This is a genomic window from Arenibacterium halophilum, assembly GCF_005938225.1.
Taxonomy (GTDB): domain Bacteria; phylum Pseudomonadota; class Alphaproteobacteria; order Rhodobacterales; family Rhodobacteraceae; genus Arenibacterium; species Arenibacterium halophilum.
Genome location: NZ_VCPC01000001.1, coordinates 735,103 through 756,439, shown reverse-complemented (window position 1 = coordinate 756,439; position 21,337 = coordinate 735,103). Strand labels below are relative to the sequence as shown.

23 protein-coding genes are annotated in these 21,337 nt (G+C 64.5%); 17 read left to right on the top strand and 6 right to left on the bottom strand.

Annotated features, from left to right (window positions below):
- The first annotated feature begins 44 nt into the window (after positions 1-44).
- Positions 45-3,446 (top strand): bifunctional proline dehydrogenase/L-glutamate gamma-semialdehyde dehydrogenase PutA, encoded by a 3,402-nt coding sequence (gene putA / locus FGK64_RS03665; protein WP_138862424.1) that lies wholly within the window; start codon positions 45-47, stop codon positions 3,444-3,446.
- A 4-nt stretch (positions 3,447-3,450) separates the two neighbouring features.
- On the opposite strand, the gene FGK64_RS03660 is transcribed toward putA, so the two are convergent.
- Genes FGK64_RS03660 through FGK64_RS03650 form a run of 3 tightly spaced genes read right to left on the bottom strand, consistent with a single transcriptional unit; the run spans position 3,451 to position 5,496 of the window.
- Positions 3,451-4,239, bottom strand: a complete 789-nt coding sequence (locus FGK64_RS03660) for a metal ABC transporter permease (protein ID WP_138863050.1) — start codon at positions 4,237-4,239, stop codon at positions 3,451-3,453.
- On the bottom strand, positions 4,232-4,999 hold the full coding sequence (locus tag FGK64_RS03655; RefSeq protein WP_138862423.1) for a metal ABC transporter ATP-binding protein: 768 nt from the start codon (positions 4,997-4,999) through the stop codon (positions 4,232-4,234). The genes FGK64_RS03660 and FGK64_RS03655 overlap by 8 nt, the downstream gene beginning before the upstream one ends.
- Entirely contained in the window at positions 4,996-5,496 is a 501-nt protein-coding gene (locus FGK64_RS03650) for a Fur family transcriptional regulator (RefSeq protein WP_138862422.1), read from the bottom strand. Before FGK64_RS03650 ends, FGK64_RS03655 begins: the two co-directional genes overlap by 4 nt.
- 93 nt (positions 5,497-5,589) lie before the next feature.
- Between FGK64_RS03650 and FGK64_RS03645 the strand changes: the two genes are divergently transcribed.
- A complete protein-coding gene (locus tag FGK64_RS03645) occupies positions 5,590-6,669 on the top strand; it encodes a zinc ABC transporter substrate-binding protein (protein ID WP_138862421.1) in 1,080 nt (359 codons plus the stop codon).
- A 58-nt stretch (positions 6,670-6,727) separates the two neighbouring features.
- Here FGK64_RS03645 and FGK64_RS03640 read toward each other — a convergent pair whose 3' ends face one another.
- Both FGK64_RS03640 and FGK64_RS03635 read right to left on the bottom strand, forming a co-directional pair.
- Positions 6,728-8,752 (bottom strand): PhoX family protein, encoded by a 2,025-nt coding sequence (locus FGK64_RS03640; protein ID WP_138862420.1) that lies wholly within the window; start codon positions 8,750-8,752, stop codon positions 6,728-6,730.
- 141 nt (positions 8,753-8,893) lie between these two features.
- The gene (locus FGK64_RS03635; protein ID WP_138862419.1) at positions 8,894-9,253 is read right to left on the bottom strand and encodes a thioredoxin domain-containing protein; all 360 of its coding nucleotides are present in this window, start codon (positions 9,251-9,253) and stop codon (positions 8,894-8,896) included.
- Between the two features lie 90 nt (positions 9,254-9,343).
- Between FGK64_RS03635 and FGK64_RS03630 the strand changes: the two genes are divergently transcribed.
- The 15 genes from FGK64_RS03630 to FGK64_RS03560 all read left to right on the top strand — a co-directional run bounded on the left by FGK64_RS03630 (position 9,344) and on the right by FGK64_RS03560 (position 20,736).
- On the top strand, positions 9,344-10,081 hold the full coding sequence (locus FGK64_RS03630) for a cytochrome c biogenesis CcdA family protein (RefSeq protein ID WP_138863049.1): 738 nt from the start codon (positions 9,344-9,346) through the stop codon (positions 10,079-10,081).
- Between the two features lie 46 nt (positions 10,082-10,127).
- Positions 10,128-10,706: a thioredoxin family protein gene (locus tag FGK64_RS03625; protein WP_138862418.1), complete on the top strand. Its 579-nt coding sequence runs from the start codon at positions 10,128-10,130 to the stop codon at positions 10,704-10,706.
- 131 nt (positions 10,707-10,837) lie between these two features.
- Positions 10,838-11,314: a sulfur oxidation c-type cytochrome SoxX gene (gene soxX, locus FGK64_RS03620; protein ID WP_138862417.1), complete on the top strand. Its 477-nt coding sequence runs from the start codon at positions 10,838-10,840 to the stop codon at positions 11,312-11,314.
- Positions 11,315-11,370: 56 nt separating this feature from the next.
- Positions 11,371-11,790, top strand: a complete 420-nt coding sequence (gene soxY / locus FGK64_RS03615) for a thiosulfate oxidation carrier protein SoxY (RefSeq protein ID WP_138862416.1) — start codon at positions 11,371-11,373, stop codon at positions 11,788-11,790.
- A 33-nt stretch (positions 11,791-11,823) separates the two neighbouring features.
- Positions 11,824-12,153, top strand: a complete 330-nt coding sequence (soxZ, locus tag FGK64_RS03610) for a thiosulfate oxidation carrier complex protein SoxZ (protein WP_138862415.1) — start codon at positions 11,824-11,826, stop codon at positions 12,151-12,153.
- A 24-nt stretch (positions 12,154-12,177) separates the two neighbouring features.
- Positions 12,178-13,038 (top strand): sulfur oxidation c-type cytochrome SoxA, encoded by an 861-nt coding sequence (gene soxA, locus FGK64_RS03605; protein WP_138862414.1) that lies wholly within the window; start codon positions 12,178-12,180, stop codon positions 13,036-13,038.
- A gap of 61 nt (positions 13,039-13,099) precedes the next feature.
- Positions 13,100-14,797: a thiosulfohydrolase SoxB gene (gene soxB, locus FGK64_RS03600; protein ID WP_138862413.1), complete on the top strand. Its 1,698-nt coding sequence runs from the start codon at positions 13,100-13,102 to the stop codon at positions 14,795-14,797.
- A gap of 13 nt (positions 14,798-14,810) precedes the next feature.
- Positions 14,811-16,055 carry a sulfite dehydrogenase gene (soxC, locus tag FGK64_RS03595; RefSeq protein ID WP_138862412.1) on the top strand — a complete coding sequence of 415 codons (1,245 nt, stop codon included), beginning with the start codon at positions 14,811-14,813 and terminating at the stop codon, positions 16,053-16,055.
- Positions 16,039-16,665, top strand: coding sequence for a c-type cytochrome (locus tag FGK64_RS03590; RefSeq protein WP_138862411.1), 627 nt, complete (start codon positions 16,039-16,041; stop codon positions 16,663-16,665). Before soxC ends, FGK64_RS03590 begins: the two co-directional genes overlap by 17 nt.
- Positions 16,666-16,927: 262 nt before the next feature.
- Entirely contained in the window at positions 16,928-17,560 is a 633-nt protein-coding gene (locus FGK64_RS03585; protein ID WP_138862410.1) for an ATP-dependent Clp protease proteolytic subunit, read from the top strand.
- 154 nt (positions 17,561-17,714) lie between these two features.
- Positions 17,715-18,983 (top strand): ATP-dependent Clp protease ATP-binding subunit ClpX, encoded by a 1,269-nt coding sequence (gene clpX / locus FGK64_RS03580; protein ID WP_138862409.1) that lies wholly within the window; start codon positions 17,715-17,717, stop codon positions 18,981-18,983.
- A gap of 78 nt (positions 18,984-19,061) precedes the next feature.
- Complete coding sequence (locus FGK64_RS03575) at positions 19,062-19,424, top strand: RidA family protein (RefSeq protein ID WP_138862408.1); 363 nt, start codon at positions 19,062-19,064, stop codon at positions 19,422-19,424.
- A 77-nt stretch (positions 19,425-19,501) separates the two neighbouring features.
- Complete coding sequence (locus FGK64_RS03570) at positions 19,502-19,885, top strand: NADH:ubiquinone oxidoreductase subunit NDUFA12 (protein WP_138862407.1); 384 nt, start codon at positions 19,502-19,504, stop codon at positions 19,883-19,885.
- An 18-nt stretch (positions 19,886-19,903) separates the two neighbouring features.
- Positions 19,904-20,368: an outer membrane lipid asymmetry maintenance protein MlaD gene (mlaD, locus tag FGK64_RS03565; protein ID WP_138862406.1), complete on the top strand. Its 465-nt coding sequence runs from the start codon at positions 19,904-19,906 to the stop codon at positions 20,366-20,368.
- Positions 20,365-20,736, top strand: coding sequence for a DUF2155 domain-containing protein (locus FGK64_RS03560; protein ID WP_138862405.1), 372 nt, complete (start codon positions 20,365-20,367; stop codon positions 20,734-20,736). Before mlaD ends, FGK64_RS03560 begins: the two co-directional genes overlap by 4 nt.
- On the opposite strand, the gene aat is transcribed toward FGK64_RS03560, so the two are convergent.
- A complete protein-coding gene (gene aat / locus FGK64_RS03555; protein ID WP_138862404.1) occupies positions 20,700-21,332 on the bottom strand; it encodes a leucyl/phenylalanyl-tRNA--protein transferase in 633 nt (210 codons plus the stop codon). The two genes, FGK64_RS03560 and aat, sit on opposite strands and share 37 nt — an antisense overlap.
- Positions 21,333-21,337 lie beyond the last annotated feature (5 nt).

Below are 21,337 nucleotides of genomic sequence, written 5' to 3'. Positions count from 1 at the left end.
TAGAAATGCGGCTATACCCTGAAAATGCACCAGGAGAGGCCCGCATGACCGATATATACGCCATCGACCAGCTCAAATACGCCGACCAGACCGAGATCCTGACAGAGTTGCAGGATCGCGCGGCGCTTTCGACCGAAGATCGCGCCGCCATCGTGCAGGCCGGCGCGACGCTGGTGCGCGATATCCGCAATGCCTCTGACCCGGGGCTGATGGAGGTGTTTCTGGCGGAATACGGCCTGTCGACCGACGAGGGCATCGCGCTGATGTGTCTGGCCGAGGCGATGCTGCGCGTGCCCGACGCCGAAACCATCGACGCGCTGATCGAGGACAAGATCGCGCCGTCGGACTGGGGCAAGCATCTGGGTCATTCCGCCAGTTCGCTGGTCAATGCCTCGACCTGGGCGCTGATGCTGACGGGCCGCGTGCTGGACGAAGACCGCCCCGCGCCGTTCCGCGCCCTGCGCGGCGCCGTCAAGCGGCTGGGCGAGCCGGTGATCCGCACCGCTGTGGGCCGCGCCATGCGCGAGATGGGCCGCCAGTTCGTGCTGGGCGAAACCATCGAAGGCGCGATGAAACGTGCCGCCGGGATGGAGGCCAAGGGCTTTACCTATTCCTATGACATGCTGGGCGAGGCTGCGCGCACCGAGGCCGATGCCGCGCGCTATCACCTGTCGTATTCGCGCGCCATTTCCGCTATTTCGCGGGCCTGTACCGCGTCTGATATCCGCGAGAACCCCGGCATTTCGGTCAAGCTCTCGGCGCTTCATCCGCGTTACGAGGTGGCCCAGCATTCCCGCGTGATGCGCGATCTGGTGCCGCGTTTGCGCTCTCTGGCACTGCTGGCGAAATCCGCGGGCATGGGTTTGAACATCGACGCGGAAGAGGCGGACCGCCTTGCGCTCTCGCTCGAGGTGATCGACACGGTGTTGGCCGAACCCGCGCTGGCGGGGTGGGACGGGTTCGGCGTGGTGGTGCAGGCCTATGGCCCGCGCTGCGGGGCTGCCATCGACGCGCTTTATGACATGGCCCAGCGGCATGACCGCCGGATCATGGTGCGGCTGGTCAAGGGCGCCTATTGGGACACCGAGGTCAAGCGCGCGCAGGTCGAAGGCGTCGACGGTTTCCCCGTCTTCGTGCACAAGGCGGCGACCGATGTGTCCTACATCGCCAATGCCCGCCGCCTGCTGGGCATGACCGACAGGATTTACCCGCAATTCGCCACACACAACGCCCACACGGTCAGCGCGATCCTGCACATGGCCGACGACCCCCAGGCCTATGAGTTCCAGCGCCTGCACGGCATGGGCGAGACGCTGCATACGCTGGTGAAAACGCGCAACGGCACGCGCTGCCGGATTTACGCGCCGGTTGGCGCGCACCGCGATCTGCTGGCCTATCTGGTGCGGCGGCTGCTGGAAAACGGCGCCAACAGTTCCTTCGTGAACCAGATCGTCGATGAAACCGTCCCGCCGGAAACCGTGGCCGCCGACCCGTTCGCAGCGCTGGAGGCCAATGCGCCGACCCTGCGCAAGGGAACCGAGCTGTTTCAGCCCGAGCGCGCGAATTCGCAGGGGTTCGATCTGTCCCACGCGCCCACGCTGGCCCGCGTCAACACGGCGCGCGAGGCGTTCCACACCCACAGCTGGCAGGCGGCGCCGCTGCTGGCTGGTCCGGTTGCGGCCGACCCCGCGCAGCCGGTCGAAAACCCCGCCGATGCACAGGATACCCCCGGCACCGTCGCCCCGGCCAGCGCGGCCGATGTGGCAACGGCGCTAGGGGCAGCGACTCCCTGGGCCGCCAGCCCCGAAGAGCGCGCCGCCGTGTTGAACCGCGCTGCGGATCTCTACGAGGAACACTTTGGCGAGTTGTTTGCCCTGCTGGCGCGCGAGGCGGGCAAATCCCTGCGTGACAGTGTGGCCGAACTGCGCGAAGCCGTGGATTTTCTGCGCTACTATGCCGTCAACCGCCCCGAGGCCGAGCCTGTGGGTCTGTTCACCTGCATCAGCCCGTGGAACTTTCCGCTGGCGATCTTTACCGGCCAGATCTCGGCGGCGCTGGCCTGTGGCAACGCGGTCCTGGCAAAACCGGCGGAACAGACGCCGCTGATCGCGCATCGCGCGGTCGCGCTGCTGCATGAGGCGGGCGTGCCGGCCTCGGCCCTGCAACTGCTGCCCGGTGGTGGCGCGGTGGGTGCTGCGCTGACGTCGGATGCGCGCGTGGGCGGTGTGGCTTTCACCGGATCAACCGCGACGGCGCTGAAAATCCGGTCGGCCATGGCGCAGCACATGGCGCCGGGTGCGCCGCTGATCGCGGAAACCGGCGGGTTGAACGCGATGATCGTCGATTCGACCGCGCTGCCGGAACAGGCGGTGCAGGCGATTGTCGAATCCGCCTTCCAATCGGCGGGCCAGCGGTGTTCGGCCCTGCGCTGCCTCTATGTGCAGGAAGACATCGCCGAGGATCTGCTGAAGATGCTGCAAGGCGCGATGGATGCGCTGTCGCTGGGCGATCCGTGGCTGTTCAGCACCGATTGCGGCCCGGTGATCGACGAAACCGCCCGCGCCGGCATTCGCGACCACATCGACATCGCCCGCCACGAAGGCCGCGTAATCAAAGAGTTGCAGGCCCCCCAAGGCGGCATCTTTGTCGCGCCCACGCTGATTGCGGTTCCGGGCATCGGCGCCCTGAAGCGCGAGATTTTCGGCCCCGTGCTGCATGTCGCCCGTTTTCGTGCGGGAGAGCTGGACCGCGTGATCGGCGAAATAAACGCCACCGGATACGGGCTGACCTTCGGGCTGCAAACCCGGATCGACGACCGGGTGCAGCATGTGACCGAGCAGGTTCACGCGGGCAACCTCTACGTCAACCGCAACCAGATCGGTGCGATTGTCGGCAGCCAGCCGTTTGGCGGCGAGGGGCTGTCGGGCACCGGGCCCAAGGCGGGCGGGCCGCACTACCTTGGCCGGTTCTGTGCCGTGCCGGTGCGTGAAACGGCAACAGGATGGGATGGAATGGCCAAAGGGGTACTGCCCGCGCCGCAAGGTACGCCGCGCCCGCCCGAGCCGCGCATCCTGCCGGGGCCAACAGGCGAAACAAACCGGCTGGGCTATGTTCCGCGCGCGCCTTTGCTGTGCATGGGGCCGGGGGCGGGGATCGCCGCCGAACAAAGCGATGCGGTGCTGGCGCTGGGCGGCACGGCCATTGTGCCCGACGGGGCGCTGGACCCGGCCAGCCTGACGGCGGCGCAGGGCATCGGCGGCGTGATCTGGTGGGGTGACACCAACACCGCCCGCCAGATCGAACAGGCGCTGGCCAAACGCGACGGGCCGATCCTGCCGCTGGTGCGGGGCGCGCCGGATGTGGCGCGGGTGATGGGCGAACGCCACCTCTGCGTCGATACCACAGCCGCCGGAGGCAACGCCGCGCTGCTGGGTGGCACCAGCTAAGCGTCTAGCGCCGGAACGTGCCGACAGCGGTGGTCAGCAGAAAGCTGGCCGCCGCGACGCAGACAATGCTGGGGCCGGTCGGCGTATCAAACCACCACGCCGCCCACAGCCCGCCAAGCGCCGAGACCGCGCCCACCACCACTGCGCCAATTGCCATGCCTTCGGGCGAGCGCACGATGGGGCGCGCGGCGGCGGCCGGAATGACCAGAAGCGCGCCGATCAGCAGCACGCCGACCACCTTGATCGCCACCGCGATCACCAATGCCAGCGCGACGATCAGCCCGGCCTCTTCCCGTTTCGGATTCAGCCCCGCCGCCCGCGCCAGATCGGGGTTCAAAGTCACGGTCAGCAACGCCGACCAGCGCCACCACGTCAGCCCCAGCACCAACGCCGCGCCACCCCAGATCACCGCCAGATCGGTGCGGGTGACAGCAAGGATGTCGCCGAACAGAAACGCCATCAGATCCAGCCGCACATCGGCCAACAGCGCGACGCAGACCAGCCCGAGCGCCAGCGCGCTATGGGCCAGCACGCCCAGCACCGTATCAACCGCATGGCCGCGCCCCGTCAGCGTGGCGGTCAGCGCCGCCATTCCAAGCGCCGCAATCAGGACCATAGGCAGCAGCGGCAACGACAGACCCAAAGCCAGCGCCACGCCAAGGATGGCGGCATGGGCTGTCGCCTCTCCGAAATAGGCCATGCGGCGCCAGACGACGAAACACCCCAAAGGCGCGGCGGCCAGCGCCACGCCAAGCCCGGCCAAGGCGGCGCGGATCAGAAAGCTGTCAAGCATGGTCGTGCCCGTCGTGCGGGTGGTCGTGATGGTGGTGGCCATGCCCGTGATGGTGGTCGTGCTGGTGCTGGTACAGTGCCAGCGTGCCCTTGGTGCCGGTGCCGAACAGCGCGCGGTATTCCGGCGCGGTCGCCACCACGGCGGGCGTGCCTTCGCAGCAGATATGCCCGTTCATGCACAGCACCCGGTCAGAGGCGGCCATCACGACGTGCAGATCGTGGCTGACCATCACCACGGCACAGCCGGTATCCTGCCGCACCTCCTCGATCCGGGCGTAGAAGGCGGCGGACCCGGGCTGGTCCAACCCCTGTGTCGCCTCATCCAGCAACAGGACCTGTGGCCGGTCCAGCAGGGCACGCGCCAGCAGCACGCGCTGAAACTGGCCGCCGGACAGGTCGGTCATCTGGCGGCTGTACAACTCGGGCACTTCGGCGCGCTCCAGCACCTCCATCGCGCGCGCCTTGGGCACCGCGCGGGGCAGTGACAGGAACCGCCCCACGGTGATCGGCAGGTTGCCGTCAATCGCCAGCTTTTGTGGCACGTATCCGATGCGCAGACCCGGTGCGCGTTCGACACGGCCCGATGCGGCGGGAACGGCGCCAATCAGCGCCTTCAGAAACGTCGATTTGCCCGAGCCGTTGGGGCCGACGATGGTCAGGATTTCGCCCGGCGCAATGTTGACCGTGACGTTCTGCAACACCGTGCGCCCGTCCAGCCGGACCGACAGATCGCGTGCGGCCAGCATTGGCTGGGCACTCATGAGGCCGCCCCGGCAGTGTCGCGGCAGCGCGGGCAGAGGCCCTCGGCCTCGACCACCACACGTTCGATGGTAAAGTCGCTGTCACGCGCGGCCTGACCCAAACGGCCCTGAGACAGTTCCGTGGTGGATTCCGCGACTGTCTTGCAGTCACGGCAGATCAGAAACGCAGGCACGTGATCGTGGTCGGGGGCGGTGCAGGCGGCAAAGGCATTAAGCCGCTCGATCCGGTGGGCAAATCCGTGGCGCACAAGGAAATCCAGCGCCCGATAGGCCACGGGTGGCTGCGCGGGCTGACCTTCCGAGGCGAGCACTTCCAGGATGTCATAGGCCCCCAGCGCACGATGTTCGGCCAGCAGGATTTCCAGCACCCGACGGCGGATCGGGGTCAGCTGCCACCGGTTCTGCGCGCAGGCCGCTTCTACCGCGCGCATCGTGTCGCTGATGCAGGCGGCGTGATCGTGCCGGTGAAATCCCGGGCTTGCTCCGGTATCGGTCATGGGCGCCCTTTCATGGCGGTGAATTCATGGATTGATATGTTATAACATTTTGCCTATCAAGTGAGTCCCTGAATGAATTCCCCGAGGTTTGCAATGCGATTCCTGCGTTCTCTGACGCTTTTGTGCCTGCCATTTGGTGCCACGCCATGCGTTGCCGAGGTGCCCAATGTGGTCACCGACATTGGCCCTGTCCAGTCTTTGGTCGCGATGGTGATGGGGGATCTTGACACGGCGCAGGCCATCGTGCCGCCCGAGATGTCTCCGCATAATTTTGCCCTGCGCCCGTCGCAGGCGCGGGCGCTGGATGGTGCTGATCTGTTGGTCTGGGTCGGGCCAGAGCTGACTCCGTGGATGGAAAAGGCCACCGCTGCCCTGTCGGGCGAGGCGCGGCACATTCGGCTGCTTGGTGTCGATGGCACAACGGTGCTGAGCTATCGGGACCCGATCAAGGCGGCAGAGCACGGCCACGACGATCACGACCACGACGATCACGACCACGGCGATCACGAGAACCACGATCATGCGGATCATGACGCGCATGAAGGCCACGATCACGACGCGCACGATCATGAGGGCCACGACCATGAGGAGCACGATCATGGCACCGAAGCGCATGACGATCACGACCACGATGGCCAAGACGGGCACCATCACGAAGGAACCGATCCGCACGCCTGGCTTGACCCGCAGAACGCGGCTGTCTGGATCGGGGCGATTGCCGAAAGCCTGTCTGAAATGGACCCCGAAAATGCCGATACCTACCGCGCCAATGCCTCGGACGCGCGTGCGAAGCTTGACCAGTTGAAACAAGAAGTCGCTCAGCAACTTGGCGATCAAGAAAACCTGGGCTTTGTCACCTTTCACGACGCGTTCCAGTATTTTGAACACCGCTTTGGGTTGCAGTCTTCGGGCACGGTCAGCCTGGGGGATGCCAGCCAGCCCAGTCCGGCGCGTCTGGCCCGCCTGCGCGATGCGATGGAAGAGCGTGGTGTCGCCTGCGCGTTCCGCGAGCCGCAGTTTACCGACCGCCTGTTGAACGCAGCGTCGGAAGGAAGCACGGTAACCATCGCGGTGATCGACCCGCTGGGCGTGAACCAGGAACCGGGCGCGGGTATGTATCCGGCGATCATCCGGGCGATGGCGCAGGCCATGTCCGACTGCGCCGGACAGTAGGCCGTAACGAAAAACGGCCCCGTCTGCGCGGGGCCGTTTCCAACACGTCAGGGGCGGATCAGACCGCGATCTTGCCGCCGCCCTGTTTCGTCACCACCAGCACCGAGGGGCGCGGCGGCATGGCCGGGTCGAAATCGGGCCAGCGGGTGGCGGGATCCTCGAACGTGGAATTCCGCTCGAACCCGGCATAGTTCTTGGTGCCGTCCGTCCCCGGGTGCTGCACCGCAAGGAACAACGTTTCGCTATCGTCGGTGAAGTAGGGGCCGCAGAGTTCGCCGCCAACGGGGCAGCGGAAGAACAGGCGCGACAAGCCGCGCTGTTCGCCTTCGGTTTCCAGCGCATAGAGACCGTCGGATTTGCCGGTCTTGCCCCAGCCGCTGCCTTGGTCGGTCGAAATCCACAGGCGGCCGTCGGCGTCGATGGCGCAGTTGTCGGGCGAACCGAACCAGCCGTTGGCCGAGGTTTCGGGGTGCCATTTGGCGCCCACGTCGGCCAGCGACGGGTCGCCGCATTTCACCAGGATCGACCAGGTGCCGGTGGTGGCGGCATGGTCGCCCGCGTCTTCCTTGATCTCGATGATGTGACCAAAGCTCGATTCCGGGCGCGGGTTGGCCGCGTTGACCTGCTCGGGTGTGCGCTTGGTGTTGTTGGTCAGCATCACATAGGCGGTGCCATCGCCGCGCGGCTGCACGTCTTCGGGGCGGTCCATCGGAGTGGCGCCCAGCAAGTCGGCGGCGATGCGCGTGTCGATAACAACGTCGGCCTGGCTGGCAAAGCCGTTGTCGGCGGTCAGCGGGCCTTCGCCATGCACCAGCGGCATCCAGGTGATGGTGCCATCTTCGTCAAAGCGTGCGACGTACAGCGTGCCGTCGTCCAGCAGGGCGGAATTGGCGGCGTTGTCGTCGGACACGGTGCCGGTCGAGACGTATTTGTAGAGGTAATCGAACCGGTTGTCGTCGCCCGAATACACGACCAGCTGGCCCGAAGGCGCAACCGTGGTTTCGCAGCCTTCATGGCGGAAGCGGCCCAGCGCGGTGTGCTTGATCGGCATGGCCGACGGGTCGCGCGGATCGACTTCGACAACCCACCCGAAGCGGTTGGGTTCGTTCGGTTCCTTGTCGATGTTGAAACGGTCGTAATGCTGGCCCCAGTTGTACCACAGACCCGGCACGCCATAGCGTTTCATCTGCGCGGCTTCGGCCTGGGCCGACAGGTCGGGCTTGCCTTCGGCGTCAACCGCGTCGGTCCAGAAATAGCCGTGGAAGTTTTCCTCGGCCATCAGGTAGGTGCCCCAGGGCGTCATGCCGCCGGCGCAGTTGTTCAGCGTGCCGATGACGCGGGTGCCGGTCGGATCCTCGGTGGTTTTCATCCGGTCGCTACCGGCGGCGGGGCCTGCAATCGCCATCTCGGTGGTCAGCGGGGTGATGCGGCGGTTGTACTGGCTGTCACGCACCAGCGCCCATTTGCCGTTCTCGCCCTTGGCGATTTCGACAACCGAACCACCATGCGCGGCCATTTCGATGTCGACCAACTCCTTGGTCATCGCGGCAAAGTTCTGGTTGTCCTGACGGCCGATACCGGGGAACATGACCTCTTCGTTGGTGTATTCGTGGTTCACGCACAGCAGGCCACGGTCGCCTCTGTCGTCCAGCGCGGTAAAGCCGACGTAATCGTTGTTATAGCCGAACTGCTTCAGCTGGGCCTCGGCGGTCTGGTTCATCACGTCGAACTCGGGCGCGTCGGCGGTGATCGGATCACCCCAGCGCAGCAGCACGTCGGCGTCATACCCTTCGGCGATGTGGTGGGTTTCGTCGTTGCCCCAAGTCAGCTCTTCAAAGTTGTAGCGGCTGGACCCGGCGGCAGCGGCCTGGCGCGGCGCAACCATGGCAGACGTGCCGAACAGGGCGGTCGTGGCCGACACGGCCAGCATCCCGCGCAGCACGTCGCGGCGGCCATAGCGGGCGTTGATCACGTCACCGATGGTGCGCGACAGGTTGGGGTTTGTCGGAATGTCGTCGAACGCCTCGAAGGCTTCGGCCTTGTTGCCGAATTCGGGGTTCTGGATGATGTCCTTGCGAGACATGTGCTGGCTCCTGAAACTGGCTTCTTGTCCGGCGGTCGGGCCGCACGGTGCGCGCACTTCCTCGCGGCATACTGTAACACGGGAATGAAGGTTTTCGGACCGGCGTGTGACAGTTCGCGATTGCCTGTGGGCAAGTCGGGCCTAGTTGCCGGGCGCGGCGTATCCGGCGTGGGTTGCCAGCATGTCACCCAGCAGCGGCCAGAAGAAATCAGCGCCGGGGTAACCCTCGATCCGGGCCAGTTCGCGGCCGTCGTCCACCAGCAGGAAGGTCGGCGTGAACCGCACGCGGCGGTCAAGCGTCAGATCGTCGGGAATGGCGCGCAGATCGACACGGCGCAGCGGAGCGAACCTGCCTTCGGCCGTTTTAGGGTAGGCGGGCGCGATTTCGGCATCCCAGCGCGCGCACCAGACACAGCCGGGCTGTTCCACCATCACCAGCTCGGTCGCGGCGGCGGCAATCGGCAGCATCAGCGCGGCCAGCACGGCAAACATCCGTTTCATGCGGCTCGTTGACCCCCCGTTGACCTTGTCATGACCGCGCACGTAGGGTGCGCCGACCACGAAATCAAGCGGCGCCGGGGGCTTTGGCCGATGTTCGAAATCACCTACCTCGGCGCGGCGCTGGCCGGGGTGCTCAGCTTTTTCACGCCCTGCGTGCTGCCGATGGTGCCGTTCTACCTGTCCTACATGGGCGGACTGTCGATGGCAGAGCTGCGCGGAGACGGGCAGATCGCCCCGGGGGCACAGCGGCGGCTGGTGGTGTCCTCGGTCTGCTTCGCGCTGGGCGTGACCACGGTGTTCATGGCGCTGGGCATGGGGGCCAGCGTGCTGGGGCGGCTGTTCGGGCAGCTGCTGGACCCGCTGTCTTACGTCGCGGCGGCGGTGCTCATCCTGTTCGGGCTGCACTTCCTTGGCGTGATCAAGGTGCCGCTTCTGTATCGCGAGGCACGGGTCGACTCGCGCGCGCCAGCCTCGACCATGGCGGGGGCCTACCTGATGGGGCTGGCTTTTGGCTTTGGCTGGACACCCTGCGTCGGCCCGGCGCTGGCCTCGATCCTAATGATCGCCAGCGGCATGGGCGACGTGGGGCAGGGGGCGCTGCTGCTGCTGGCCTACGGGTTGGGGATGACGGCGCCCTTCATCGTGGCGGCGCTGTTCGCGCGGCCCTTTCTGGGCTGGGTTCAGCGCCACCGCGCTGCGCTGGCCTGGGCGGAAAAGGCGATGGGCGCGATGTTGATCCTGTTCGGCGTGCTGATCGCCACCGGCGGCGTTGCCCTGATCGCCGATGCGATGATCCGCTGGTTTCCCGGGTTTCTGGCGGTAGGATAACCCCGAAGCCAACCCTGTAACGATTTTGGAACGAGGAGCCGAGACCATGAAACATCTGCTTGCCGGCGCGCTGGCGCTGATGATGGCCCTGCCGGCGGGGGCCACCGAACTGGGCGATGACGGTCTGCACAAGACGCCTTGGATGCGCGACACCTTCAAGGACCTGCGCGAAGATCTGGCCGAGGCCAGTGCCGAGGGCAAACGCCTTGTGCTGTTCTTTGAGCAGCGCGGCTGCATCTACTGCACCAAGATGCATCAAGAGGTCTTCCCCCGCCCCGAGATCGACAGCTACATCTCCGAGAACTTCTTTGTGGTGCAGCTGAACCTGCATGGCGACACCGAGGTGACCGATTTCGACGGAGAAGTGCTGAGCGAAAAGGCCATGGCGCGGCGCTGGAACATCCTGTTCACCCCGACGATTCTGTTCCTGCCCGAAGAGGTGGCCGAGGATGCCACCGCGCCCGAGGCCGCCGTGGCCGTGATGCCGGGCGCTTTCGGGCCGGGAACCACGCTGGATATGTTCACCTGGGTGAATGAAAAGCGATACGCGCTTGATAATGGCGAGGATTTTCAGCGCTATCACGCCCGCCGGATTCAGGAACGCGACAACGGCAAAACCGACTGACGTGGGCCGCTTGCGTTAACCCTTTCAAATCAATGGCCTTGTTGTTGCGTCGGGTGCGGCATTCTGTCATAGGTTTGCACCCAAGCTGAAACGCCAAGGGGCCGCCACTGGCGGCTAGGACGGAGGGTAGGATGAGCGCAGGACTGTGGCTGGCACTTGCCGGTGGTCTGCTGGGGGCCACGATGGCCCAAGCCGAAGGCGTGGTCGCGCCGTCGGACGTGGTGTTCGAAGATGGCGCCGTGGCCGTCTCGCTGACCGGTGCGCCCGGCAATCCCGAAAACGGGCCGGACATCATCAACAAGGGCTCGGGCAACTGCATTGCCTGCCATCAGGTTTCGGCGCTGCCCGATCTGGCGTTTCAGGGCGAAATCGGCCCGCCGCTGGATGGCGTGGGCGACCGCTGGTCCGAGGCGCAGCTGCGCGGGATCGTGGCCAACGCCAAGATGATGTTCGACGAGTCGATGATGCCGGCCTTCTACAAGACCGAAGGCTTCATCCGGCTGGGCGACGAGTTCACCGGCAAGGCCCACGCGGGCGAGGTGACCCCGATCCTGACTGCCGAACAGGTCGAGGATGTGGTCGCCTATCTGCTGACGCTGAAGGATTGACATGCCGACAGGCGGGCCCGCGGGGCCGCGCCGGTCGATAGCAAGGAGAGAGTGACATGGAGTTCACACGACGCGAAACGCTGGCGCTGGGCCTGGGTGCCGCCGCGATGATGGTGCTGCCGCTGCGGGCCAATGCCTCGGCCACCGATGACCTGATCGCCGAATTCACCGGCGGGGCCGATCTGGCTGACACCGGCATCACGCTGACCGCGCCCGAGATCGCCGAGAACGGCAACACCGTGCCGATCGAGGTTTCGGCCCCCGGCGCGAGTGAAATCGTGGTCTTCGCCACCGGCAACCCGGTGCCGCCCGTGGCGCAGTTCAGCTTTGGCCCGCTGGCCGGCAGCCAGACCGCGGCAACCCGCATCCGCCTGGCCAAGACGCAGGACGTGGTGGCCGTGGCGCGCATGGCCGACGGCAGCTTTGCCCGCGCGACGCAGCTGGTGAAGGTGACAATCGGCGGCTGCGGCGGTTGATCCGCCCGACCCGCTCTTGACAGGAGAAACGATATGGCAACCGGTGTAAAACCGCGCGTGAAGGTTCCCGCCACCGTGGCTGCGGGCGAAACCATCACCATCAAGACGCTGATCAGCCACAACATGGAAAGCGGTCAGCGCAAGGACAAAGAAGGCAACACGATCCCGCGGTCGATCATCAACCGCTTCACCTGCGCCTTCAACGGGGAAACCGTGATCGACGTGGCGATGGAGCCTGCGATCTCGACCAACCCCTATTTCCAGTTCGAGGCCAAGGTGCCCGAAGCGGGTGAATTCGTCTTCACCTGGTATGACGACGACGGGTCGGTCTACGAAGAAAAGAAAACCATCGCCATCGGCTAGTCCGAAGCAAGGGGAGGAACGGGGATGTTCCAAGGCAAGGGGGCGCTGGCCCTGGCAATTGGCGGGGCGCTGTCCCTGATCGCGGCGGGCTCTGTGGTGGCAGACGAACCCGCCAAGCTGGTCGTGAACGGCGAGATCGAGATGGTCACCGAAACCGAAGCGCCCGCGCATCTCGACGCCTTCGACACCATCTATTCGGGCTGGACCTTCCGCACGCCGGAAACCCGGATGTTGCAGATGGACGATTTCGACAACCCGGCGATGGTCTTCGTGGATCAGGCCGCCGAGGCCTGGGACACGGTCGACGGGTCCGAGGGCAAATCCTGTGCCTCGTGCCATGGCGACGTGGCCGAGGGCATGGCCGGCGTGCGCGCCGTCTATCCCAAGTGGAACGAAGCCGCAGGCAAGGTGCGCACCCTTGTGCAGCAGGTCAACGATTGCCGCGAAACCCGCATGGGTGCCGAGCCGTGGAAATACGACGGCGGCAAGATGGTTGCGATGGAATCCCTGATTTCCGTGCAGTCGCGTGGGATGCCGGTGAACGTTGCCATCGACGGGCCCGCGCAATCCACCTGGGAGCAGGGGAAAGATCTGTATTACACCCGTTTCGGTCAGCTAGAACTCAGCTGCGCGAATTGCCACGAAAACAACTATGGCACCATGATCCGCGCCGACCACCTGAGCCAAGGCCAGATCAACGGCTTCCCGGTCTACCGGCTGAAGAACACCAAGCTGAACACCGCCCACGCGCGGTTCAAGGGCTGCGTGCGCGATACCCGCGCCGAAACCTTCAACCCCGGCAGCCCCGAATTCGTGGCGCTGGAGCTGTATGTCGCCAGCCGCGGCAACGGCCTGTCGGTCGAAGCGCCCTCGGTGCGCAACTGATCCAACCGTGCCCCGGCGGCCAGGCCACGGGGCACGGGTTTTCCAGTACAGGAGCCGGGCCATGATCTCGCGGCGCGATTTTCTTCAAGCCTCGATGGCGGCGGCGGCGCTGTGGGGCGGATCCGGCTTTGGCGGATGGTCGCGGCTGGCGGCGCAACAGCGGCTGACACAGGACGATCTGATCGGCGGCGGCAGCTTCGGCAATGTCACGCTGATCCACCTGACCGATCTGCACGCCCAGCTGACCCCGATCTATTTCCGCGAGCCTGAAATCAACATCGGCGTTGGCGCCAATGCCGGGGTCGTGCCGCATCTGACCGGCGCCGACTTCCGCCGCCGCTATGGCATCGACGATGGCTCGCCCGCGCATTACGCGCTGACCTATGACGATTTCACCGCGCTGGCGCAGGGCTATGGCCGCATGGGCGGGGTGGATCGCATCGCCACCGTGGTGAATGCCATCCGGGCCGACCGCCCCGATGCGCTGCTGCTGGATGGCGGTGATACATGGCAGGGGTCCTATACCTGCCACCACACGGCCGGGCAGGACATGGTGAATGTCATGTCAGCGCTGAAACCCGACGCGATGACCTTTCACTGGGAATTCACGCTGGGCAGCGAGAGGGTGCACGAGATCGTGCAGGGGCTGCCCTATGCCGCGCTGGGGCAGAACATCTTTGACGCCGAATGGGACGAACCGGCCGAGCTGTTCAAGCCCTACGAGTTCTTCGAAACCGGCGGGGTGCAGGTTGCGGTGATCGGGCAGGCGTTTCCCTATATGCCCATCGCCAACCCGGGCTGGATGTTCCCGGAATATTCGTTCGGCATCCGCGACGAACACATGCAGCAGATGGTGGACGAGGTGCGCGCCAAGGGGGCCGAACTGGTCGTCTGCCTCAGCCATAACGGGCTGGACGTCGACAAGAAGATGGCCGGCATCGTCACCGGCATCGACGTGATCCTGTCGGGCCATACCCACGACGCGCTGCCCGAACCGGTGCAGGTGGGCGACACGATCATCGTCGCCTCTGGCTCGCACGGGAAATTCGTCAGCCGCGTCGATCTGGATGTGCGCGACGGGCGGATGATGGGCTTTCGCCATCGCCTGATCCCGGTGTTTTCCGATGTGATCGCGCCCGATGCGGACATTGCCGCCCTGATCGAGGCGCAGCGCGCGCCCTTCCGGCCGCAGCTGACCGAGGTGATCGGCCAGACCGATTCGCTGTTGTATCGGCGGGGCAACTTCAACGGCTCGTGGGACGATGTGATCTGCGACGCGCTGCTGTCGGAACGCGAGGCGCAGATCGCGCTTAGCCCCGGGGTGCGCTGGGGGCCCAGCCTTCTGCCCGGTCAGGACATCACGCGCGAGGATATCTTCGGTGTCACTGCGATTTCCTATCCCGAGGCCTATCGCACGGAAATGAAAGGCGAATTCCTGAAAATCGTACTGGAAGATGTGGCCGACAACATCTTCAACCCCGATCCCTATTACCAGCAGGGCGGCGACATGGTGCGCACCGGGGGCCTTGGCTATCGCATTGATGTATCGCAACCGCAGGGCGCGCGGATTTCCGACATGACGCTGCTGGCCACCGGCGCCCCGATCGACGCCAGCAGTTCCTATGTCGTGGCCGGCTGGGCGAGCGTGAACGAAGGCACCGAGGGCCCGCCGATCTGGGAGGTGGTGGAAAACCATATCCGCGAGCTGGGGTCCGTGCGCGTTGAACCGAACACCTCGGTCGAGGTGAGCGGGATTTGACCGGCGGCGCGGCATGAGTGACGCGGCCCCTCCCTCGCGCCGGGCCGTTCTGACGGGCGCTGCGGCGGCCATGGTTGCGGGGCGGGCGCGGGCTGATGACACGCTGATCACGCAGGTTCAACCGTGGTCGCGCAATTTGGGCGACCCGGTGGCCGCCGCGCCCTATGGCCTGCCCACGCCGCATGAATTCGACGTGGTGCGCCGCACGGTCGACTGGCTTACGGCAGACGCTTACAGCTCGGTCAGTTTCACCCCGATACACGCGCTGGACGGTACGATCACCCCGCAGGGCTGCGCGTTTGAGAGGCATCATTCCGGCGCTATCGACCTGCGCAAGGAAGACTATCGCCTGATGGTGATGGGCGATGTGGCGCGGCCGCTGGTGTTCACCTACGCCGATCTGGAACGCTTTCCCCGCGACACCCGCGTGGCCTTTTGCGAATGCGCCGCGAATTCGGGGATGGAGTGGCGGGGCGCCCAGTTGAACGGCGCGCAATATTCCCACGGCATGATCCACAACATGGAATACACCGGCGTCCCGCTGCGTCTTCTGCTGGAAGAGGCCGGGTACGATACGTCGCGCCGATGGGTTTACGTCGAAGGGGCCGATGCCGCGTCGAACGGGCGCTCGATCCCGATAAAGAAGGCGCTGGACGATGTGCTGGTTGCCTTCAAGGCCAACGGAGAGGCGCTGCGCCGCGAACATGGCTATCCGGTGCGGCTGGTGGTGCCGGGGTTCGAGGGCAACCTCTGGATCAAGTGGCTGCGCCGGATCGAGGTGCGCGACACCCCCGTGCACAGCCGCGAGGAAACGTCGAAATACACCGATACGCTGGCCGATGGCATCAGCCGCCAGTTTACCTTCGCGATGGATGCCAAATCGGTCATCACCGCGCCCAGCCCGCAGGCACCGGTGCGCCATGGGGACGGACCACTGGTGATTTCGGGGCTGGCCTGGTCGGGGCGCGGCGCGATCACGCGGGTCGATGTGACGCTGGATGGCGGGCAGAACTGGAAGGTCGCGCGGCTGGCCGCGCCACCCGCGCCGATGGCGCTGTGCCGGTTCTACCTGGATGTAGCCTGGGACGGGGCCGAGATGCTGCTGCAATCACGCGCCATCGACGACACCGGCTATGTCCAGCCGACCAAGGCCCAGCTGCACGCCGCGCGCGGGATGAATTCGACCTATCATAACAATGGCATCCAGACATGGTTGATGCGCGCGGATGGAAGCGTTGAAAATGTCGAGGTCTCGTAGGGTTGTCCTTGCCGTTGTCGCCGCGGGTTGCGCGCAGTCGCTGGCGGCACAACCGTTTGGCCTTGGTCGCGCGGCCACGCCCGCCGAAATCGCGGCCTGGGATGTCGATGTTGCACCAGATGGCAGCGGCCTGCCGCCAGGGCAGGGCGGGGCGTCGCGGGGCGAGGCGCTATTCGCCGATTTTTGTGCGGGTTGCCATGGGGACTTTGCCGAAGGGGTCGGCCGCTGGCCCGGTCTGATTGGGGGCTATGGCACCCTCGACAGCCGCGATCCGGTCAAAACCGTCGGATCGTTCTGGCCCTATGCGCCGACGCTATGGGATTACGTGAACCGCTCGATGCCCTATGGCAACGCACAGACACTGGCACCGGACGACGTTTATGCCCTCGTTGCCTATATCCTTTCTGCGAATGATCTGGTTGGCCCAGATACCCATTTGACCGAGAAAACGCTTCCGAATGTCGTAATGCCGAACCGCCACGGTTTTGCCCGCGATGACCGGGGGAAAGCCGAACGTCACCTGTGGCGCGCCGAGCCGTGCATGACCAATTGCAAGCCAGAGGTTGAAATCCGGATGCGGGCGACCGATCTGGATGTGACACCGAAGTAAACCTCTGACCGAAATACCACCCGGACTTTTGCGCAGACCCCCGCGGGCCAAGGCTTGGCCAAATTGGAAACGATGCGGGAATCAAGAGATTATTGTTTCAAACCCATGCGCGAGCGATGGCAACACCATGAATCACAACATATGGTTAACGCTGCGGTGGCCCGAACCGCCGCGCACCCCTTGCAGCCCCTTCGGAGCGATACTAAGACTCGGGTAACTTCTTTCGGGATATGATCCCGCACACCTAGATACAGGCGCACATATGTACGATCCAGTTGACACCTATATGAACACGCTTGTCCCCATGGTGGTTGAACAGACCAGCCGGGGCGAACGGGCCTACGACATCTTTTCGCGCCTGCTTAAGGAACGGATCGTGTTCATCAACGGCCCGATTCACGACGGGATGAGCCATCTTGTCGTGGCGCAGCTGCTGCACCTCGAGGCGGAGAACCCCAGCAAGGAAATCAGCCTGTACATCAACAGCCCCGGTGGCGTCGTGACCTCGGGCCTGTCGATCTATGACACGATGCAGTACATTCGGCCAAAGGTTTCAACGCTTTGCATCGGTCAGGCGGCCTCGATGGGGTCGGTCCTGCTGGCAGGCGGGACGCCGGGGATGCGGTTCTCGCTGCCCAACAGCCGGATCATGGTGCACCAGCCCTCGGGCGGCTACCAAGGCCAGGCGAGCGATATCATGATCCACGCGGCCGAGACGCAAAAGCTGAAGGATCGCCTGTACGACATCTACGTGAAGCACACCGGCCAGACCAAGAAGGCCGTGGAAAAGGCGCTGGACCGCGACAATTTCATGTCGCCGGAAGAGGCGAAGGACTGGGGCCACATCGACGAGATCGTGGAGAACCGCGAAAAGGCCGAACCCAGCGCTGGCTAAGTTCTGGGCGCCGCGGCCGCAGGGGCGTTCGCGGCGCAATTTGCGATTGTGGAGCACCGGTGGCTGGCCTAAGCTGAGTCGGACCGGAAAATCCTGCCTCGATGCACGGGGCAGGGCGACACATCGAAGACATATCGAAGCCGAAAGGTAGGCTATGGCAACGAACACGGGTGGCGACAGCAAAAATACGCTCTACTGCAGTTTCTGCGGCAAGAGTCAGCACGAGGTGCGCAAGCTGATTGCCGGTCCGACGGTATTCATCTGTGATGAATGTGTCGAACTTTGCATGGATATCATCCGCGAGGAGACCAAGGCCTCGGGGTTGAAGGCGACCGATGGCGTTCCCACGCCCAAGGACATCTGCGAGGTGCTGGACGATTACGTGATCGGTCAAGCTACGGCGAAACGGGTCCTGTCGGTGGCGGTGCACAATCACTACAAGCGCCTGAACCACGCCCAGAAAGCTGGCAATGACATCGAACTGGCGAAATCCAACATTCTGCTGATCGGTCCCACGGGCTGCGGCAAGACGCTGCTGGCGCAGACGCTGGCGCGCATTCTGGATGTGCCGTTCACCATGGCCGATGCTACCACGCTGACCGAAGCCGGTTACGTGGGCGAGGATGTGGAAAACATCATCCTCAAGCTGCTACAGGCCAGCGAATACAATGTGGAACGCGCACAGCGCGGCATCGTCTATATCGACGAGGTCGACAAGATCACGCGCAAGTCGGAAAACCCCTCTATCACCCGCGACGTGTCGGGCGAGGGTGTGCAGCAGGCGCTGCTCAAGCTGATGGAAGGCACCGTGGCCTCTGTGCCGCCGCAGGGCGGGCGCAAGCATCCGCAGCAGGAATTCCTGCAGGTGGACACCACGAACATTCTGTTCATTTGTGGCGGCGCATTCGCCGGGCTGGACCGGATCATCGCGCAGCGCGGCAAAGGCAGCGCCATGGGTTTCGGCGCCGACGTGAAAGACCCGGACGCGCGCGGTGTTGGCGAGATTTTCAAGGAATTGGAGCCCGAAGATCTGCTGAAATTCGGCCTGATCCCGGAATTCGTTGGCCGTCTGCCGGTTCTGGCGACGCTGGAAGATCTGGATGAAGATGCGTTGGTGACCATCCTGACCCAGCCGAAGAACGCGCTGGTGAAGCAGTATCAGCGCCTGTTCGATCTGGAAGATACCGAGTTGACGTTCACCGACGATGCGCTGCGCGCCATCGCCAAACGGGCGATTCAGCGCAAGACAGGCGCACGCGGTCTGCGCTCGATCCTGGAAGACATCCTTCTGGATACGATGTTCGATCTGCCCAGCCTCGACAGTGTGACCGAGGTGGTCGTGAACGAAGAGGCAGTGATGTCGGATGCGGCGCCGCTGATGATCTACGCGGACGCGGAAAAGGATTCGGCCAGCGCCGGATGACCGGGGCGATGCCGATGCAACAACCAGAACGCGCGCCAGACAGGCGCGCGTTTTGCGTTCAGGAACAGGAAACGTGACATGACAATCCGTCGAATTCACTCGGGTGGCGCCTATGAGGACAAGATCGGCTATTGCCGGGCGGTTGTGGCTGGTGGTTTCATCCACGTGGCGGGCACGGTGGGGCATGGCGCGGATGTGACGGCGCAATGCCGTTCGGCGCTCGAGATCATCGGCAAGGCGCTGGCCGAGGCGGGTGCCAGCTTTGCCGATGTCGTGCGCGTTCACTATATCCTGCCGGATCGGGCCGAATTCGAACCCTGCTGGCCCATCCTGCGCGAGGCCTTTGGTGACAATCCCCCCGCTGGCACCATGATCGAAGCCGGGTTGCTGGACCCGATCTTTCGCATTGAAATCGAAGTGACCGCGCTGGCCCCCGCCTAAGGCCACACAGCGGCGCCTTGTCACTGGACGTTGGAGCCGCGATGCGCCATATCAGGGGCAGACAACCGGAGAGTTTCATGGGCATCCTGAACACATTGCTGCGCGCGGCGACCTGGTGGAACGGTCAGACGCTGAACACCCAGCTTTTTACGTGGCGCAAGGGCCAGCGCGTGGGCGAAGACAGCCAAGGCAACGTGTTTTACCGCAATGCGGATGACAGCAAGCGTTGGGTGATCTTCAACGGCGAGATGGAAGCAAGCCGGGTTGATCCCGACTGGCACGGCTGGCTGCACCGCACCTGGAACGAACCGCCGACCGATCGCCCGCTCGCACATAAGGCGTGGGAAAAACCGCATCAGGAAAACCTGACCGGAACCGCGATGGCCTATGCGCCGGCGGGATCGCTGCGCCGTACCAATCCGGTTGAGCGTCGCGATTACGAGGCATGGTCTCCGGAATAAGCAAAGGCAGGACTGGCGATGGCCACCCATAACACGACCGAGGTTCTGGTCGGCGGCGTCGTATTGGCGGCGGCCATCGGCTTTGGGCTCTATGCGACTCAGACAACCGGTTTCGGCCGCGGCGGATCGGGCGGCTATGAACTGGTTGCGTCGTTCCGTTCGCTGGAAGGCGTCAACGTTGGCACCGATGTCCGTCTTGCCGGGGTCAAGATCGGCACCGTGTCCAGCGTCGAGCTGAACCCCGAAACATATCGGGCCGACACGCGGGTCAAGCTGCAGAACGACATCCAAATCCCCGACGACAGCGCGATCATCATCTCGTCCGAAGGTCTGCTTGGCGGAAATTTCGTGGAGATCGCACCGGGCGGGTCGCTGGATTATTTTGCCCCGGGCGACAGCATCGACGACACGCAGGGTGCCGTCAGCCTGATTTCACTGCTGGTGAAATTTGTCGCTGGCGGGGGCGAAGAGGAAGAGCAGTGATCCGGGCTGCGGCGATCCTTGCGTTCGCCTTCGCCTTGGGCACCGGGGCGGGCGCGCAATCGGATGTCGATGTGACATCAGGGCAGGGCGCTGTTGTGCGTGCACTGGACAAGGTAAATGGCCATACCGTCGATACCACCATGCTGTCGGGTGGTGGGCAGGCCATTCTTGGGCTCGAGGTCGAGCTGGCGGACTGCCGCTATCCGACCAATAACCCCACCGGCGATGCCTATGCCTTTCTGACGATCCGCAGCCAGGGCAGTTCTGACATCCTGTTCCAAGGCTGGATGATGGCGTCCTCCCCGGCGCTGAACGCCCTGGATCACAGCCGTTACGATCTGTGGGTGCTGAACTGCACCACGTCCTGAGCCGAGGGTATCGGGCCGTTTCCGAAGCGGGCAAAGCGGCCTAGCGCACGCGCAAGCTCGGCATGGTAATCGGCGCGCGAAATTTCGATCGCGCCAAGCGAGGCCAGATGCTCGGTCAGGAACTGCGTGTCGAAGAGGGTGAAACCGTCGCGTCTTAGCAGATGCACAAGGTAGGCAAGCGCCGCTTTCGAGGCATCGGTACGGCGCGAGAACATGCTTTCGCCGAAAAAGGCCGCCCCCAGCGCAACGCCATAGACACCGCCAACCAGGTCATCCCCTTCCCAGATCTCCAGTGAATGGGCGTGACCCTGATGATGCAGAGTCACATAGAGGTCGCGAATTTCGGCATTGATCCATGTTTCCGCACGATCGGCGCAGCCGTCCAACACGCCTTCGAAATCGCGGTTGATCGTGGCCGTGAACGTGCCGCGCAGCAATCTGCGGCGCAAGGATCGCGATATGTGAAACCCTTTCAGGGGGATAACGCCGCGCCGCTTCGGGTCGACCCAGAAAATCTCGGGGTCCTCGCGGTGCTCGGCCATGGGAAAAATCCCCATGGCATAGCCTTGTAGCAGAAGGTCGGGCGTCAGGCTCATGCCGG